Raw genomic sequence first — 16,032 nt, 5'->3', positions numbered from 1 at the left:
AAAACCGCGACATGAGCCGCCCAGACCATCCGGACGCCGCAGCCCTCGCCGGGCAGGACGCCGACGTCATCGTCTCCGAACTCCGCTCCATCTCCGAGGACGCCACCGGCGAACTCACCGATGGCGAGATCGAAACCCTCACCGCCTTCTACTCTGCCCTCCCCCCGATCAGCCGCGACGCCCGATGACGGACAGCGCCAACGCGCAAGGCGATCAGGGCGACGCGCGCAGCGTCGACGAGATCCTCGACCGGATGGAGAGCGCCGCCGACGGGCAGGACGAGACGGCGCTCGGCGACGTGGTCGAGGCACTCGGCGATGCCTCCTTCGTCCCCCTCCTCTTCGCGCCCGCTCTCGCCGTGGTGACGCCTCTCTCCGGCATCCCGCTCTTCTCCTCGACCTGCGGCATCCTCATCGTGCTGGTGACGGCGCAGATGCTGCTTCACCGCAAGCACCTGTGGCTGCCCGGCTGGATCATGCGCCGCGAGGTGCCGTCCAAGAGGCTTACCGGCGCCGTCAGCTGGATGCGCAAGCCGGCGCAGTTCATGGACCGGATCTCGAAGCCGCGCCTGTCGGTCTTCGTCGCCAAGCCCTTCGAGTGGGTGACGGTCGGCGCCTGCCTGCTCTGCGGCGCGGTGATGCCGCCGCTGGAATTCGTGCCCTTCAGCTCGTCCATCATGGGCGCCGCCGTGGTGTTCTTCTCGCTCGGCCTGCTTGTGCGCGACGGGCTCTTCTCGCTGATCGCGATCTTCATCATCGGCATCGCCGGCTACACGATCTACAACTTCCTCGCCTGAGGAATGCGGCGGGGGCAGCCCCCCGCCGGATCAGACCCGCGCCGCCTCGAACGCCGCCCAGGCCTCTTCGAAGGCGGCGAAGTCGAAGCCCTCGCGCCGCGCCGGCTCCAGCACCAGCCGTTCGGAGGCGAGCAGCGTCTCCACCGCCCCTGTCAGCTTCGGCACCACCGCCTCGGGTACCACCAGCGCCCCGTGACGATCGGCGTGGATCAGGTCCCCCGGCGCCACCTCCAGCCCCAGCACCCGGACGGGCACATCCAGCTCGGTGACGTGGACGAAGGCGTGGCTCGGCCCCAGCCCGCCCGCGAGGATCGGGTAGTCCGGCAGGTCACCGAGGTCGCGCATCAGCCCGTTGGTGAGCGTGCCGGCGAGGCCGAAGCCCTTGTGCACGCTGGCGTTGATCTCGCCCCAGAAGGCGCCGACGGGCACCTCGTCCATGTCCTCCACCACGGCGACTGCGGGGAACGGGCCGGCGGCCATCATGCGGTAATACTCCATCCGCCGGGCGCGGATGGTGGCGGCGTCCTCCTCCGGCGGGGCGGAGGCGCGGATGCGCGCGGTGCGGGCGACCCCGAAGAAGGACCGCTCCGCGTTGGCGGAGACGGGCGTGACCCGCGTGAAGCGCGCGAAGCCGCGCCCGCCCTCGGAGACCTCGATGGCGTTGCAGATCGTGGGCGTGTCGACGCGGGCCAGCACCTCGGCCAGCGCGGCAGAAATCTCGGTCATCAGGTGAGCCATTCGTTGAGGGCGGCGTTGACGGCCGCCGGTTGTTCGAGCGTCGGCAGGTGGCCGGCGCGGGGGACGACGACCAGCCGGGCATGAGGCATCAGCGCCGCCATGCGGGTATGCCGGTCCATCGGGCAGAGGCGGTCATCCTCTCCGGTGAGGATCAGCGTCGGCTGGCGGACGGCGGCCAGCACCTCCTGTGCATCGGCCCGGTCCCGGAGCGCGAGGCTCTGCCGCTCGAAGATATCCGGCCCGAGGGCGAGCGCCATCTCCTCGCAGAGATCGAGGATCGCGGGGTCGCTCTCGGGGTGGAGGTAGTGCGGGAAGACCTCCCGCCGCAGCACGGACCCCAGCCCCTCCTCCCGCACCCGCGCCACCTGCGGGGCGCGGCCCGCCTGCACCTCTGGCAGCTCGGCGCGGGGGTTTGTGTCGAGGAAGGCGACGCGCTCGATGCGCTCCGGCGCCTGGCGCAGCATCTCCATGGCAAGGATGCCGCCCATCGAGAGGCCCGCGAGCGCGAAACGCGGCGGCGCCTGGCTCAGCACCTGCTCCGCCAGCGCCTCCATCGTCTCCGCCCCGGTCAGCGCCGGCACCTGCACCGTCCGCCCGGCGGAGAGCGCGGCGATCTGCGGCGCGAAGAGCCGCGCGTCGCACATCATGCCGGGCAGAAGGAGGAGCGGCAGCGCGCCGCTCCCCTGCTCCGTCAGCCCTGCCACGTCGGCCCGGCCGGATCGGCGGTGGCAATGACATGGTAGAGCGCCGCCTCACCCGTCATCGAGGGCACGGCGGAATGGCCAAGGTTTTCGGGGATCGACATCGTGTCGCCCGGCGCCAGCACCGTCTCGCCACCCTCCCAGGTGATCTTCCAGTGGCCGGTCACCGGCATCAGCACCGAGGGATAGGGATGCTGGTGCATCTCTTCGCTGGCGGAATCGCGGGTGATGAAGTCGATCTCGAAGCCGGGCTTGTCCTTCAGCACGCCCGTCTCGCCGAGCACCTTGGCCGGGCGCTTGCCGGCGAGGGACATCAGATCCCAGTATCGGGCCACATAGCCCGGCACGACATCGGCGGCCTCGAGCTCGGGGAAGGTCTTCAGCTCCTCCTCGCTGAGGAGCGGCATCGGCTTCACGCCGTCGGGCAGGTGCTGGCCCTTCTTGCTGTCGTAGAGCTTGCCGTTCTCGCCGAGGACCAGCCCGTGATCCTTGGCATCCTCGATGACCTGCGGCGCCCAGATGACGCCGCCGCCGGCATCGTCACCGCCGAGGACGGCCATGATCATCCCGTAATCCGTGCCGATATTCTCGAAACCGCGGAAGATGCCGGTGGGGATGTTGATGATGTCGCCCTCTTCCAGCACCACCTCGCCCGCATTGCCCCAGCGGCCCCAGAAGAAGCGCCAGCGCCCCTTGAGGACGAAGAACACCTCCGCCGTCCGGTGGCTGTGCAGCGAGTTCCGGCATTTCGGCGGCTGGCCGGCGGCGCCGATGTTGAAGCCGTGCGGAATGGTGATGTGCACGTGCTGGTCGGCGCTTTCGGAGACGCCGCCGCCGATGATGGTGAAGTTCTCCTTCTGGTTCGAGCCCGGGGTATGGGCGTCGATGAAGGCGGTGCGGCAGGGCACGAGTTCGCCGTAGCGGACGATGCGGGCCTGCATCTCTTCGGGGGTCATAGAAGCTCCTGTGGTCATTCGGCGGTCCACCCGCCGTCGATGAGAAGATGCGTGCCGGTGACGAGCGCGGAGGCACCCGAGGCGAGGAAGACCACGCCGCCCATGATGTCCTCCACCTCGCCCACGCGGCCGAGCTTGATCTTGGAGAGCACCCAGTCCCGCGCCTGCGGGTTCTGCAGGGTCTGCTCGCCCAGCGGCGTGCGGATGAAGGTGGGGCAGAGCGTGTTGACGCGGATACCGGCCGGCCCCCACTCGATCGCCATCGCCTTGGTCATCCCCTCGAGCGCGTGCTTGGAGGCGGCGTAGACAGACCGGTTCGGCCCGCCGACATGGCCCATCTGGGAGGAGATGTTGATAAGGCTGCCGGGCTTGCCGGCGGCCATCAGCCCCTTGGCCACCGCCCGGGTGAGGAAATGCGCGGCGCGCAGGTTCACCGCCATGACGGCGTCGTAGTCGGCTAGCTCCGTCTCCGTCGCCGGCGCGTGACGGGCGAGGCCGGCGGAGTTCACCAGCACGTCGAAGGGCCCTTCGGCCTCCACCGCCGCCTCTGTGGCGGCGATGTCGGTGATGTCGAGCGGCCGGGTGCGGGCGGTGAGGCCCTCCGCCGCCATCTCCTCGGCCAGCGCATTGAGCGGCTGCACCGAGCGGGCGACGAGCGTCACCTCCGCCCCCGCCTCGGCCAGCGCGACAGCCGCCGCCCGCCCGATGCCGGAGGAGGCGCCGGTGACGAGCGCGCGCTTGCCGCCCAGCCGGAAGGAAGGCGTGCGCGGCAGGCTCACCGCCCCGCCCCCGGAATTCGTGCGAATTCCGTGCACGATTTTCGCGCGAAAATCGGCGCCCGGCTCATTCCGCCGCCTCCAGCGGGGCGGCGGCGGTGCCGTATTCCACGTTCCGCCCGCCATAGCGGCGCACGCGGACGTTGCATTGCTCGGCATGGCCCACGAAGCCCTCCAGCATGCACAGGCGCGAGCCATAGGCGCCGATCTCCGCCGCCGCCTCGTCCGTCGTCACGCGCTGATAGCTATGCGTCTTCAGGAACTTGCCGACCCAGAGCCCGCCCGTGTAGCGGCCGGCCTTCTTCGTCGGAAGCGTGTGGTTGGTGCCGATGACCTTGTCGCCATTGGCGACGTTGGTGCGGGGCCCGAGGAAGAGCGCGCCGTAGGAATGCATATTCTGCAGGTACCAGTCGTCGCGGTCGGTCATCACCTGCACATGCTCGTAGGCCATGTCATTCGCCACGCGCAGCATGTCGTCGTGATCGTCGCAGAGGATGACATCGCCGTAGTCGCGCCAGGAGACGGCCGCGGTCTCGCGGGTCGGCAGGATCTCCAGCAGCCGGTCGATCTCCGCCAGCGTCGCCTCGGCGAGCGCGCGGGAGGTCGTCAGCAGCGCGGCGGGCGAGTTGTAGCCGTGCTCGGCCTGGCCGAGGAGGTCGGTCGCCACCATCTCGGCATCGACCGTGTCGTCGGCGATCACCATCGTCTCCGTCGGTCCGGCGAAAAGGTCGATCCCGACGCGCCCGTAGAGCTGGCGCTTGGCCTCGGCGACGAAGGCATTCCCTGGCCCCACCAGCATGTGCACCGGCTCGATGCTTTCCGTCCCCAGCGCCATGGCGCCGACGGCCTGGATACCGCCGAGGCAGAGGATCTCATGCGCCCCGCCCATGTGCATCGCGGCGACGATGGCCGGGTGCGGCGCGCCCTTCACCGGCGGCGCGGAGGCGACGATGCGCGGCACCCCGGCGACGGAGGCGGTGAGCACCGACATATGCGCCGAGGCCACCATGGGGAACTTGCCGCCCGGCACGTAGCAGCCAACCGATTGCACGGGGATGTTGCGGTGCCCGAGGATGACACCGGGCCGCGTCTCCACCTCAATATCGGTCATGGACGCCCGTTGCGCCTCGGCGAAGGCGCGGATCTGGTCCTGCGCGAAACGGATATCGTCCATGTCGCGGGCGCTGACCTTCTGCATCGCCGCCTCGATCTCCGACGGGCTGAGGCGAAAGCTCTCCGGCGCATAGCCGTCGAACGTCTCGGAGAGTTCGCGCACCGCCGCGTCGCCGCCCGTCTCGATCTGGGCGAGGGTCGATTCCACGATGCCGCGCACCTTGGCGTCATCTTCGGCGCGATCTGCCTCGGGCTTTCCGCTCTTGAGCGAGGTGGCCATCGGGAGACTCCGTTTTGATTACGTTTGCAAAAGAGGTAGCGGAAAAGGAGCCGGCGAGGCAAGCTTGAGTTTCAGCCAATGATTTGAGCAGGCGCTCGCCCGCTGGCAAGGGGCTGCGCTTCGCGCTTGACCGGTGGAATTTTGGTGACGTATGCAAACGCCATCACTCTTGTCCCGGAGCCTTTCCATGCCGAACGATCTCTCCGCCCGCCTGACCTTCGTCAAAGCGCCCGCACGCGACGCGGTGGGCGATACCGCCCCCGTGGCCGACACGGTCGCCGGCATCCTCTCTGCCGTGAAGGCGCGGGGCGACGAGGCGGTGAAGGAGTTCTCCGCCAAGTTCGACAAGGCCGACACCCCGGCGCTGGAGATCACGATGGAGGAGCGTGAGGCCGCCGTCGCCGCGCTCGACCCGCAGACGCGGGCGGATACGGAGTTCGCCATCGCCAACGTCCGCCGCTTCGCCGAGGCGCAGATGGGCACCATCGGCGCGCTGGAGACGGAGGTGCTGCCCGGCGTTCACGCCGGCCACCGCGTCATCCCCATCGCGCGGGTCGGCTGCTACGTCCCCGGCGGGCGCTTCCCCCTCCTCTCCGCCCCGGTGATGACCATCGTCCCCGCCGTCGTCGCCGGCGTGCAGGAGATCGTCGCCTGCCTGCCGCCCAACGCCCACCCGGCCATGATCGCCGGCTGCCACCTCTCCGGCGCCACCCGCATCTTCCGCATTGGCGGCGCGCAGGCCATCGCGGCCATGGCCTTCGGGACGGAGTCCGTGCCGCGCGTCAACAAGATCGTCGGCCCGGGCAATGCCTTCGTCAACGAGGCCAAGCGGCAGGTCTTCGGCCCCGTCGGCATCGACCAGCTCGCCGGCCCCTCGGAGATCTTCATCCTCGCCGACGAGACGGGCGATGCGGAGATGATCGCGACGGATCTGCTGGCCCAAGCCGAGCATGACGTGCGCACCCGCGTCGGCCTCATCACCACCCACGCGCCACTGGCGGAGGCGGTGCTGCAGGAGGTCGAGGCCCAGCTTGCCACCCTCTCCACCGCCTCCGTCGCCCGCCCGGCGTGGGACGACTACGGGCTGATCGCGGTGGCCGGCAGCGAGGAGGACATGATCGCCTACTCCGAGGAGATCGCCGCCGAGCACCTGCAGGTCCACACGGCGGACCCGAAGGATTTCGCTTTGAAGCTGAGCAATTACGGCTCGCTCTTCATCGGTGAGAATGCCTCGGTCGTCTATTCCGACAAATGCTCGGGCACCAACCACACCCTGCCGACGATGGGCGCCGGGCAGTACACGGGCGGCCTCTGGGTCGGCTCCTACGTCAAGATCGCCACGCACCAGTGGCTGACGGAAGAGGGCATCAAGGCCGTCGCCCCGCCCGCCGCCCGACAAGCGAAATCGGAGACGCTTGAAGGCCACCGCCGCGCCGCGCAGCTGCGGCTGGACCGGATGCAGCACCGGGGCTGACGGTACCTCGGCGTGGAAGCGTCGCGAGGGGGCTCTGCCCCCTCGGCCTGCGGCCTCACCCCCGAGAGTATTTGAGGCCAGATGAACCTGCAGGGTCTCGCCCTTTTCGAAATACTCCCGCCGGAGGCCTCCGTCCTCTCAGTAGGGACCGCCTGTCGGATCAGCGACTGCCGGGGTAGACGGGCCGTTGCAGTGCGTGGTCCGTGGCCAGCTCGAAGGCGGCGCCGGCGCGGCAGAGGATGTCCTCGCCCCCGTGCGGCGCGATGAGCTGCGCCGCCAGCGGCAGGCCGCCGGAGAATCCGGCGGGAAGAGACAGCGCCGGGTGGCCGGTGAGGTTGAAGGGGATCGTCCGCATCGGCGTCCACACCGCCTTGCCGCCCCGGAAGGCCGCGACAGGCGAGGCGGGGGCGAGCGTGGTGGCGGTGAGGAGGAGATCGGCGCCCTCGAAAGCCGCCGTCACCCCCTGCCCCAGGATTTCCGCCGCCCGCCATGCGGCCCGGACATCCTCCTCATCCAGCCCGATGGCGCGCATGAGGGAGATGCGGGCAGCCCGGCCGTAGAGATCCCAGTGCTCCGCCAGCCGCTCCCGGTGCACCGCCAGCGCCTCGGCATCGAGGATGACGGCTCCCGCGGCCTCGAAGAGGGCGTAGTCCGGCATCTCCACCTCGGTGATCCGGGCGCCGAGGAGGGAGAGGGTGGAGGCGGCGGCGTCGAGGGCGCGGAGGACCGCGGGGTCGCAATCGGGGTCGCCTGCCACCCAGGCGCGGGCATAGCCGACGCGCAGGCCGGTGAGCGGCTGGCCGAGGAGGTCGCCGGAGGGCGTCGCGGGGCGCCAGCCGGGGGCGGAGATGGCGTCGAGCACCATGGCCGCCTCCCGCACCGTCGCCGCGAGCGGGCCGACATGATCGAGGCTGGGGGAGAGCGGCAGGAGGCCTCCGTCCGGCACTCGGCCCTTCGTCGGCTTGAGGCCGACGACGCCGCAATAGGCGGCGGGCGAGCGGACGGAGCCGCCGGTATCCGTCCCCAGCGCGGCGCGCAGAAGCCCCGCCGCGACGGCGGCGGCTGAGCCGGAGGAGGAGCCGCCGGTGATGTGCTCGAGGTTCCAGATGTTCAAGCTGGGCGGCTGCGGAAGGCTCTCGTCGGGGCCGACGGTTGCAAATTCATAAGTCTGGAGCGCGCCGAGGATAACGGCGCCAGCCTCGCGGAGCCGCTGCACCACCTTCGCATCGGCTTTCGCCGGCGAGGCCGGCACGCGGCTGGCGCCGCGGGTGGCGCGGCCCTCAAGGTCGATCAGGTCCTTCACGCCGAGCGGGATGCCGGCGAGCGGGCCGAGGGGGCGGCCCTCGGCGCGGGCCCTGTCCACCGCCTCGGCCTCGGCGCGGGCGCGGGCCTCCGTCACCTCGGCGAAGGCGTGGACGGCACCGTCCCGGGCCTCGATGCGCGCGAGGTGATCCTCCAGCAGCGCGACGGCGGTCAGCGAGCCCTCCGCCATGCGGGCGGCGGCCTCGGGAATCGAGAGCTCCGTCACCGGCTTTCCTGCTCCAGGAACGCGCGCAGGGTCTCGGCCAGCGACCGGGCGGAGCGGGCGCCGTCGAGGATGCGAGCCTTGTCCTCCGGCTCCGGCGCGAGGCCCATGTCGCGGAGCTTCGCCTCCAGCTCCGCCTCCGTCATCAGGCGGGTCATGATTGGCTGTAGCGGCGGGTGGAGCCGCGGATGACGAGGGCGCCCTCCAGCACCACCTGCCGCGGCTCGGGCGCGCCTTCGAGCAGGATGGCCACCGTCTCTTCCACCATGCGGGTCACGTTCTGCTTGTAGGTCGTGAGGTTGTAGGAGGGCCAGCTGGCGGGGGGCACATCGTCGAAGCCGACGACGGAGACATCCTCGGGCACCCGCAGCCCCAGCTCGAAGCGCAGCACATCCATGGCCGCGAAGGCCATGTGATCGTTGGCGACGAAGACGGCATCGGGCCGGTTGGCGCGGGCAAAGATCTCCCGCGTCGCCGCCTGCGCCTCGGTGTAGCGGAAATTTCCGACGGCGCGGGCGAAGAGCCCCTGCCCCGCCGCCTCCAGCCCCTCGCAGAAGCCGAGCTCGCGGTCGCGCTGCGTCGCCGCCTCCTCGAAGCCGGCGATGTAGGCGATGCGCTCGTGCCCCAGCGAGCAGAGGAACTCCGCCAGCGCCCGCCCGCCGGCGCGGTTGTTGGAGGTGACGGCGGAGAGCTGCGAGCGATCCTGCCCGCGGTTGAAGAGCACCACCGGCACGCCGATGGAGAGGCAGCGCTCGGCCAGATGGGAGGAGAGCGAGACGGAGGCGAGGACGATCCCGTCCACCTGGTAATCCATCAGCTCGGAGACGACGCGGTCGGTATCGACGGCGGTGTTCTGCCCGATGAAGACGAGGACGTGGTAGCCCTCCTTCTGCAGCTCCGACGAGATGCGCTCGACCACCTCGGGGTAGAAGTAGTTCTCCAGATAGGCGACCACGAGGCCGATCATCCGGCTCTTGCCGGATTTGAGCGAGCGGGCCAGCACGTTCGGCCGGTAGCCGAGCTGCTCGGCGGCGGCGCGCACCTTCTCCTCCGTCTTGCGGGATACGGAGGAGCCGGGCGTGAAGACACGGCTGACCGCAGACTGGCTGACGCCGGCCAGCGCCGCCACCTGCAGCGAGGTCACCTTCTCGCTGGCCATCCGACGCCCCCCTTTGCCGCTCCCGACGGCCATCTAGGCCGATCCCGGGGCGGGCGTCCAGCAGGGGAGCGGGCGGAGCGCGGGGTGAGGATGCAGGACCGGGGGGCCAGCCCCCCGGAGCCCCCCACGGTATGTCTGGCCAGATGAAAGACGGGCGTCGGGCTGAGGCATGTCAGAGGCGCTCGCCGGTGGCCTGGTCGAAGAGGTGGCAGATGGAGGCGGGGACGCCGATATGGGCGGGGTCGCCGATCTCGGCGCGGTAGTCTTTCGCCGCCTTGACGGAGGCGATGGCCTCGCCGATGCGCACGGCGATCATGGTGGCCTCGCCGAGCAGCTCCATCGTGTAGACGGGCGCCTCGATGGTGCCGCCGGCGGCGCCCTCCGGCAGGGGCTCGCCGGGGGCGAGGACCATGGCGTCCTCGGCCCGGAAGCCGAGCGTGACGGCGCCGCTGTGGGCGGTGGGCAGGCCCTCGACGCGCATCTTCGGCGCGGTGAAGACGCCGCCCTTGAGCTCGCCCTCGACGAGGTTCATGGCCGGAGAGCCGATGAAGCCGGCGACGAAGGTGTTGGCGGGGGCGTCGTAGATCTCCGTCGGGGTGCCGACCTGCTGTACGAGGCCCTGGCTCATGACCACGACGCGGTCGGCGAGGGTCATCGCCTCGATCTGGTCGTGGGTGACATAGATCGTCGTCGTCTTCAGCGTGTGGTGCAGGTTCTTGATCTGCGCCCGGGTGGAGACGCGCAGCTTGGCGTCGAGGTTCGACAGGGGCTCATCCATCAGGAAGGCATTGGGCTCGCGCACGATGGCGCGGGCGAGGGCCACGCGCTGGCGCTGGCCGCCGGAGAGGGCGGCGGGGCGGCGGTCGAGGAAGTCGCCGAGCTCCACCATCTCCGCCGCCTTCATGACGCGGTCATGATGCTCTTCCTTGGGGATCTTCCGCACCTTCAGGGGGAAGCGGATGTTGTCGTAGACGGACATGTTCGGGTAGAGCCCGTAGCTCTGGAACACCATCGAGATGTCCCTGTCCTTCGGCTCGAGGTTGTTGACCTTGCGCTCGCCGATCCAGATCTCGCCCTCGGTGATGTCCTCCAGCCCCGCGATCATGCGCATGGTGGTGGTCTTGCCGCAGCCCGAGGGGCCGAGGAGGACGAGGAACTCGCCCTCGGCGATGTCGAGATCGAAGCCCTTCACGCCGGTGACGGCGCCCCAGCGCTTGGTGACGTTGCGGATGGAAATCTGGGCCATGGCTTACCCTTTCACGGCGCCGGCGGTCAGGCCGCTGACGATCTGGCGCTGGAAGAACAGGACGAGGATGAAGAGCGGCACCGTGGCCGAGACGACGGAGGCGACGGCGAACATGACGTTGCCCTCGGACTGGATGGTGCCGAGGAAGCTGGCGATCTTCGGCACCATGGTCAGGTTGTCCTGGCTGAGCAGCATCGAGGTGACGGCGAAGTCGTTGTAGCCGAGCAGGAAGCTGAAGAGCCCGGTGGTGATGACCCCCGGCCACATGACCGGGATGATCACCATGCGGAACGCCTGGAAACGGGTGCAGCCGTCGACCATGGCGCTCTCGTCCAGATCCTTGGGGATGCCGAGGAAGAAGGAGTGCAGCATCCACAGTGTGAACGGCTGGTTGATGGCGACGAGCACGATGATCGTCGTCGGCAGGATGCCCCAGATGTTCAGCTCGAAGAAAGGCAGCATGTAGCCGGAGACGAGCGTGATGTGCGGCATGGCGCGGAAGACGAGCGCCGCGATGAGGATCCAGAAGGCATAGCGCTGGCCGGAGCGGGCGAGCGCGTAGCCGCCGAGCGTGCCGACGAAGAGCGAGATGAAGGTGACCGAGAGCGTGACGATCACCGTGTTGAGCGCCGCCCGCCAGAACTCCCGCGTGATCCAGGCGCCCTCGTAGCCATCGAGCGTGAAGCGCTCGCCCGTCTGCATGAGCGTCCGGTCGCCGGTGATGGCGTTCCACCAGCTGACGCGGGAGAAGAAGTCCGCCTCGACCTTGAAGGAGCCCCAGAGCGTCCACACGAAGGGGAAGGCGGCGGCGATGAACCAGATGGCGAGGAGGAGGCCCGTCACCCAGCGAAGTCCGGTAGGCATGCGGCCGATGGCAGTGGTCATCACACGGCCTTTCTGTTGAAGTCGCGCCAGGTGCGGATGAGCACGGGGATGAGCAGGATCACCACGCCGAGGATCGTCATGACCGAGGTGGCGGCGGCGGAGCCGAACTGCTGGCTGTCCTGCCCGATGAGGTCATTATAGACGAGCCAGCTCAGAGAGGTGGCGTTCGCCTCGGCCGAGAAGCCGACGATGGGCTCGAAGACGCGGAAGTTATCCATCAGCTGCACGAGGGCGACGAAGGTCGCCAGCGGCGCCAGATGCGGGATGATGACGTAGCGCACCCGCTCCCACCGCGAGGCGCCGTCGATCATGGCGCTCTCCAGCGTGTCTCCGGGGACCGTCTGCAGGCCCGCGTAGAAGACGACGAAGGAGAAGGGCCCGTTCGTCCAGATGCCGTAGATGATCAGCACGATCCAGGTGAGCACCGGCGAGGCGCGCAGGCTCAACGTCGGGTCGCCCGTGATCACCTGCAGCGAGGCGCCGAGGATGCCCTGCGGGTTGAACATCCAGAAGAGGATCAGCGAGCCGATCAGCGGCGTGATGATCATCGGCAGGATGGAGACGAAGATCGCCGGCCCCTTGGCAAGCCGCGGCAGCGTGTTGACGCCGAGCGCGATGGCGAAGCCCAGCATCATCGCGAAGGGCGTGACGAGGAAGCAGTAGACCAGCGTGAAGGCCAGCGCCTTGTAGAAGGGCAGGTTCATCATCCGCGACCAGATCTCGCCGAGCCCGTCGGAGGTCGACCAGATCTCGCGCACCTGGTCGAAGGCGAGGTGGTTGCGGTTGATGTAGTTGGTGATGCCGGCGAAGCGGCCGAGGGGCCTTTCGTCGCGGATCTCGGCGGTGGCTTCGGTGTCGACGCGCAGCTGGGTCGAGCAGCCGAAGGGGCCGCAATTCTCCACCTCCACCATCACCTGCTCATGCTCGACGAAGAGCGACTGCACGACGACGGAGACGATCGGCAGGGCGATGAAGAGCAGCATCGCCACGACGGCCGGCATGATGAAGAGAGCGAATGTCTTGTGCGGCATGGCCGGGTTCCTGATCGCGAGCCTCGGTGTGCGGGCGCCCGGCGGAGCCGCGCTGGCGGAGCGGGTGGCGGGGAGGGCGGCGCCCTCCCCTGCCGTCTCTTACTGCAGGAAGCCGGCGGCCGAGGCCGCGTCGTCATAGGCGGCCTTCACGTCGGCGAGCGCCTGGTCGGCATCCTCCCGCCCGGCGATGAAATCGGCCAGCTCGGTGGAGAGCGCGGTGTGCAGCAGGCCCATGTAGGGCGTCATCGGGTAGGCGCGGGCGCCGGCATTGGCGTTCGCGATCACGCCGACGGCGGCCTCGCCCGGCTGGTAGCCATCGACCAGCCACGTCGCGACGGTCGGGTTCTCGGCGACCGCCTCGGGCGAGATGCCGTGCATCATCGCCTGGAAGGAGGCAGCAGCATCCTCGTCGGAGATGTTCTTGGCGATGGAGAAGCCGTCCCACCACAGCGCGGCGGCCGGGATGGCGTTGCCCCCGATGCTCGGCGTGGTCGCGAAGGCGGTGTTGGCGGCGACATCCGGATCGGCCGCGTCACCGATGGCGGCGCCGGCGAGGGAGCCCCACTGGTTCATCATGGCGACCTGCCCCGCATCCCAGAGCTGGTTGATGACGTTGGCGTCGAAGGTCAGGTAGTCGGGGTCCATGTACTCGGTCATGGCGCGCATGGTCTCGAGCACGAGGCGGCCATCCTCGTTGTCGATGGCGAGAGCCGCGGAGCCGGGCTCGAAGAACTCGCCGCCGGTGCCGAGGTAGAGGTTCACGAACTCGGCCGCGAGATCCCAGCCGGGCTTCACGGAGGCGGCGAGCGGGTGCTCCATCAGGCCGGCCTCCTGGATGGCTTCGGCGGCGGAGAGCATCTCTTCATAGGTGGTCGGCACCTCGACGCCGGCCTCCTCAAGGATGTCGGAGCGGTAGAACAGGTGCTGGCCGTTGCCCATGAAGGCGATGGCCATGGCCTCGCCACCGGTGGAGATCACCTGGTTGGGCAGGAGCTGGTCGCCGTACTCGGCGATCAGATCGTCCAGCGGGCGGATGAGATCGTCGTTGAGCAGCGGCACGATGGAGTTGTTGGCGATGACGGCGACGGTGTATTCCGCCGGGTCGATCGACAGGGCCGGGCCCTGGATGTTCTTGTGCTCGGAAGTGGCGTTCGCCTCGACCGTTACGGCATCGGACGCACACTCCATCGCCGTGTCATTGATGTAGCGTAGGGCTTCGAAGTCGTTGGACAGGATGCGGACGGAGCCCGCCTCGATGCCGCATTCCGCACTGGCGGCGCCGGCGATGGCGGTCGCGCCGAGAGCGAGCGCTGCCTTCAGGGTGAGTTTCATGAGCAGTTCCCTTGTTGGACCCGGCAAGGCCAGGAGTGGTGTCCCGCGGCGCCGTTTGGCGGCGCCTGCTACGTCACGAAACTGACGCTAGCCGCTTTGCATTCGTTTGCAAGAATTTTCTGCGCGGGTCCCGGAGCGGCCGAAAAAAAGAGGCGGCAACCGGATGGTTGCCGCCTCTTTGGGCGCCTGAGATCGCTGGACAGGCTCAGCCGTGATCCTCGGGGGCCGGCGCGGCGGGGGCGATGGGCGGCGACAGGGGCGCCACCTCGGCCGCCGGGCTGTCGGCCATCTGCGCGAGGCGGACCTGCGCGAGCATCGACATCTGGTCGTAGTTGCGCCACTCGTCGACGATCCGGCCATTCCTGACGTGGAAATGGCTGATCCCCATCACCTGCACGCGCTTGCCAGTCGGGTCCCCCAGCATCTCGAGGATGCCGTAGCCGAGGTGGTGGCCCTCCATCACCCAGCGCACGGCGACCTTCTCGCCACCCTCGTCGCAGGGATTGGAGCAGACGTGCTGCACCTCGAAGACGGCATCCGGCAGGCTGCCCACCAGCCCGAGCGACTGGTGGATCACCGCCGCCTGGCCGTAGAGCTCGGCCATCAGGGGCCCGTGATACTGGCAGTTCGGCGCATAGAGCTCGGCGATGCGGCCGAACATCTTGCGGTTGAAGACATCGTGCAGCATCCGCACGACCAGCCGCTCGGTATCGGTACTGGCGACGGAGAGGTCGGGCGCCTCGGCCGGCGGGTATTGCCCGATCATCAGGCGGTTCTCGCCGATATCGAGGCTCACCTGCCCACGCTCATGCGCCGCGCGGGCGAGCCGGGTGGCGTAGCCATCGACGCTGACGCCGAGCTGCTGGAGGATGGCGGTGGTGTCGGCGACGACCCATTCGCGGTAGATCTTGTTGGCGTAGATCATGCAGTCGGCGATGGTGCGACTGACGAAGGGCTTGCCCGTCGCCTTGCCCAGGTGGCCGTTCTGGCTGTGCCGGCCGGAGCCGGTGACGAGGTGAGAGGTATAGAAGCCCGCCTCGTCGTCGCCGCCCCAGATCACCTGCGTGCCCATGCCCCGCCGCTCGGGGAAGGAGACGAGCCGCTGGATGGTGTCACGCACGACATCCTCGCGGTTGTAGATCGTCCCGGTGGTGCCGTAGAGCACGCAATTGTGGGTGTAATGGGTGTAGATCAGCCCGATATCGCGCTCGTCCCAGATCTTGTGGGTGCAGCGGATGATGTAATCCACGATGTCGGTATAGATCGGATCGAAGCCCGTCATCGACTGGTTGAGGGGGGCATTCTCCGGCGCCAGATCGGGGTAATCGTGCCGCTCGACCTGCAGCACCTTGCCCGTCGGCGCCTTCGCCGACCCGTTCGTCTTCTTCTCTGTCTCGGCCATGCCCTCTCCAATCCTTTCGCCGCGCACACTCCCCGGGGCGGCATGGGAGAGAGTCCTGCGACGGATAGCATACGTTTGCAAGACTTCTCGCGCAGAGGGCGGCGCGGCGGGTCCCCGATGCCCGGTTCGCGGGCGGGAGAGGCGGGCCACAGGGCGTGCACCGGGGGTGCACGGGGCGTGCACCGGGCGAGAGCATTGCCCGCCCCCATGGCGACCGGCCCGAGCGTCTCCCCCGCCCGGCGCGCGCCGCAGGCGCAGTGCGAGCGCCGGCCCGTCCCGCCGGCTGGCGCTCTGGCTGGGCTTGGTGCGTCACTCGGATCGGGGAGGTCGTGGGGCCATAAAGCGCGCAGCGGCGTCCTCCGAGCGCCATCCCACGTGCCGGCGCTCGCCCTGTGCCTGCAACCGGAGTGACCGGTTGCGCGGAGTAGTCGCCCCGTCCCCACGGGCGGTGCGGGGTGGAGAGGGGGCGGTGGGTTGGAAACCCACCCTACGGGCCGGGTCCGCTCGGCGCGCCTTGGCAGAGAGCGAGGCGCGTCCTCAGAGCGTCAGGCTCGCGTGCCGAGGTTACCGGCGGGAGGAGCGCCCGCCCTGTCTCTCGCCCTTTTTCAAATACTCGCA

16 protein-coding genes are annotated in these 16,032 nt (G+C 69.2%); 3 read left to right on the top strand and 13 right to left on the bottom strand.

Going from position 1 to position 16,032, the window contains the following annotated elements; translation table 11 throughout:
- Positions 1-11 precede the first annotated feature (11 nt).
- Complete coding sequence (locus GY170_RS04835) at positions 12-188, top strand: c-type cytochrome (protein ID WP_163890490.1); 177 nt, start codon at positions 12-14, stop codon at positions 186-188.
- Positions 185-796 (top strand): exopolysaccharide biosynthesis protein, encoded by a 612-nt coding sequence (locus tag GY170_RS04830; protein ID WP_163890488.1) that lies wholly within the window; start codon positions 185-187, stop codon positions 794-796. The genes GY170_RS04835 and GY170_RS04830 overlap by 4 nt, the downstream gene beginning before the upstream one ends.
- A 30-nt stretch (positions 797-826) precedes the next feature.
- Here GY170_RS04830 and GY170_RS04825 read toward each other — a convergent pair whose 3' ends face one another.
- The 5 genes from GY170_RS04825 to hisD (GY170_RS04805) all read right to left on the bottom strand — a co-directional run bounded on the left by GY170_RS04825 (position 827) and on the right by hisD (GY170_RS04805) (position 5,360).
- Positions 827-1,513 carry an RraA family protein gene (locus tag GY170_RS04825; protein ID WP_163891193.1) on the bottom strand — a complete coding sequence of 229 codons (687 nt, stop codon included), beginning with the start codon at positions 1,511-1,513 and terminating at the stop codon, positions 827-829.
- Positions 1,514-1,521: 8 nt separating this feature from the next.
- Entirely contained in the window at positions 1,522-2,238 is a 717-nt protein-coding gene (locus GY170_RS04820) for an alpha/beta fold hydrolase (RefSeq protein WP_268960208.1), read from the bottom strand.
- Complete coding sequence (locus GY170_RS04815; RefSeq protein WP_163890486.1) at positions 2,226-3,191, bottom strand: cupin domain-containing protein; 966 nt, start codon at positions 3,189-3,191, stop codon at positions 2,226-2,228. The genes GY170_RS04820 and GY170_RS04815 overlap by 13 nt, the downstream gene beginning before the upstream one ends.
- 14 nt (positions 3,192-3,205) lie before the next feature.
- On the bottom strand, positions 3,206-3,970 hold the full coding sequence (locus GY170_RS04810) for an SDR family NAD(P)-dependent oxidoreductase (RefSeq protein ID WP_163890484.1): 765 nt from the start codon (positions 3,968-3,970) through the stop codon (positions 3,206-3,208).
- 64 nt (positions 3,971-4,034) lie between these two features.
- Positions 4,035-5,360 carry a histidinol dehydrogenase gene (gene hisD, locus GY170_RS04805; protein WP_163890482.1) on the bottom strand — a complete coding sequence of 442 codons (1,326 nt, stop codon included), beginning with the start codon at positions 5,358-5,360 and terminating at the stop codon, positions 4,035-4,037.
- A 187-nt stretch (positions 5,361-5,547) separates the two neighbouring features.
- On the opposite strand from hisD (GY170_RS04805), the gene hisD (GY170_RS04800) reads away from it, so the two are divergent.
- Positions 5,548-6,834: a histidinol dehydrogenase gene (gene hisD, locus GY170_RS04800; protein WP_163890480.1), complete on the top strand. Its 1,287-nt coding sequence runs from the start codon at positions 5,548-5,550 to the stop codon at positions 6,832-6,834.
- Between the two features lie 160 nt (positions 6,835-6,994).
- On the opposite strand, the gene GY170_RS04795 is transcribed toward hisD (GY170_RS04800), so the two are convergent.
- The 8 genes from GY170_RS04795 to GY170_RS04760 all read right to left on the bottom strand — a co-directional run bounded on the left by GY170_RS04795 (position 6,995) and on the right by GY170_RS04760 (position 15,414).
- Complete coding sequence (locus GY170_RS04795) at positions 6,995-8,362, bottom strand: amidase (protein WP_235937794.1); 1,368 nt, start codon at positions 8,360-8,362, stop codon at positions 6,995-6,997.
- Positions 8,359-8,517, bottom strand: a complete 159-nt coding sequence (locus GY170_RS04790; RefSeq protein ID WP_163890478.1) for a hypothetical protein — start codon at positions 8,515-8,517, stop codon at positions 8,359-8,361. Before GY170_RS04790 ends, GY170_RS04795 begins: the two co-directional genes overlap by 4 nt.
- Positions 8,514-9,518: a LacI family DNA-binding transcriptional regulator gene (locus tag GY170_RS04785; protein WP_163890476.1), complete on the bottom strand. Its 1,005-nt coding sequence runs from the start codon at positions 9,516-9,518 to the stop codon at positions 8,514-8,516. The genes GY170_RS04790 and GY170_RS04785 overlap by 4 nt, the downstream gene beginning before the upstream one ends.
- 172 nt (positions 9,519-9,690) lie before the next feature.
- Positions 9,691-10,764, bottom strand: a complete 1,074-nt coding sequence (locus GY170_RS04780; RefSeq protein WP_163890474.1) for an ABC transporter ATP-binding protein — start codon at positions 10,762-10,764, stop codon at positions 9,691-9,693.
- A 3-nt stretch (positions 10,765-10,767) separates the two neighbouring features.
- On the bottom strand, positions 10,768-11,628 hold the full coding sequence (locus GY170_RS04775) for a carbohydrate ABC transporter permease (protein WP_235937793.1): 861 nt from the start codon (positions 11,626-11,628) through the stop codon (positions 10,768-10,770).
- 20 nt (positions 11,629-11,648) lie between these two features.
- Entirely contained in the window at positions 11,649-12,680 is a 1,032-nt protein-coding gene (locus GY170_RS04770) for a carbohydrate ABC transporter permease (RefSeq protein ID WP_163890470.1), read from the bottom strand.
- 99 nt (positions 12,681-12,779) lie between these two features.
- Entirely contained in the window at positions 12,780-14,012 is a 1,233-nt protein-coding gene (locus tag GY170_RS04765; RefSeq protein WP_163890468.1) for an ABC transporter substrate-binding protein, read from the bottom strand.
- Between the two features lie 205 nt (positions 14,013-14,217).
- On the bottom strand, positions 14,218-15,414 hold the full coding sequence (locus GY170_RS04760) for a nuclear transport factor 2 family protein (RefSeq protein WP_163890466.1): 1,197 nt from the start codon (positions 15,412-15,414) through the stop codon (positions 14,218-14,220).
- Positions 15,415-16,032 lie beyond the last annotated feature (618 nt).

Origin of the sequence: Pseudoroseicyclus tamaricis, assembly GCF_012070395.1 — a bacterium.
GTDB lineage: Bacteria > Pseudomonadota > Alphaproteobacteria > Rhodobacterales > Rhodobacteraceae > Pseudoroseicyclus_A > Pseudoroseicyclus_A tamaricis.
The sequence above is the reverse complement of the archived record's forward strand: the minus strand, read 5'-3'. Positions and strand labels throughout refer to the sequence as shown.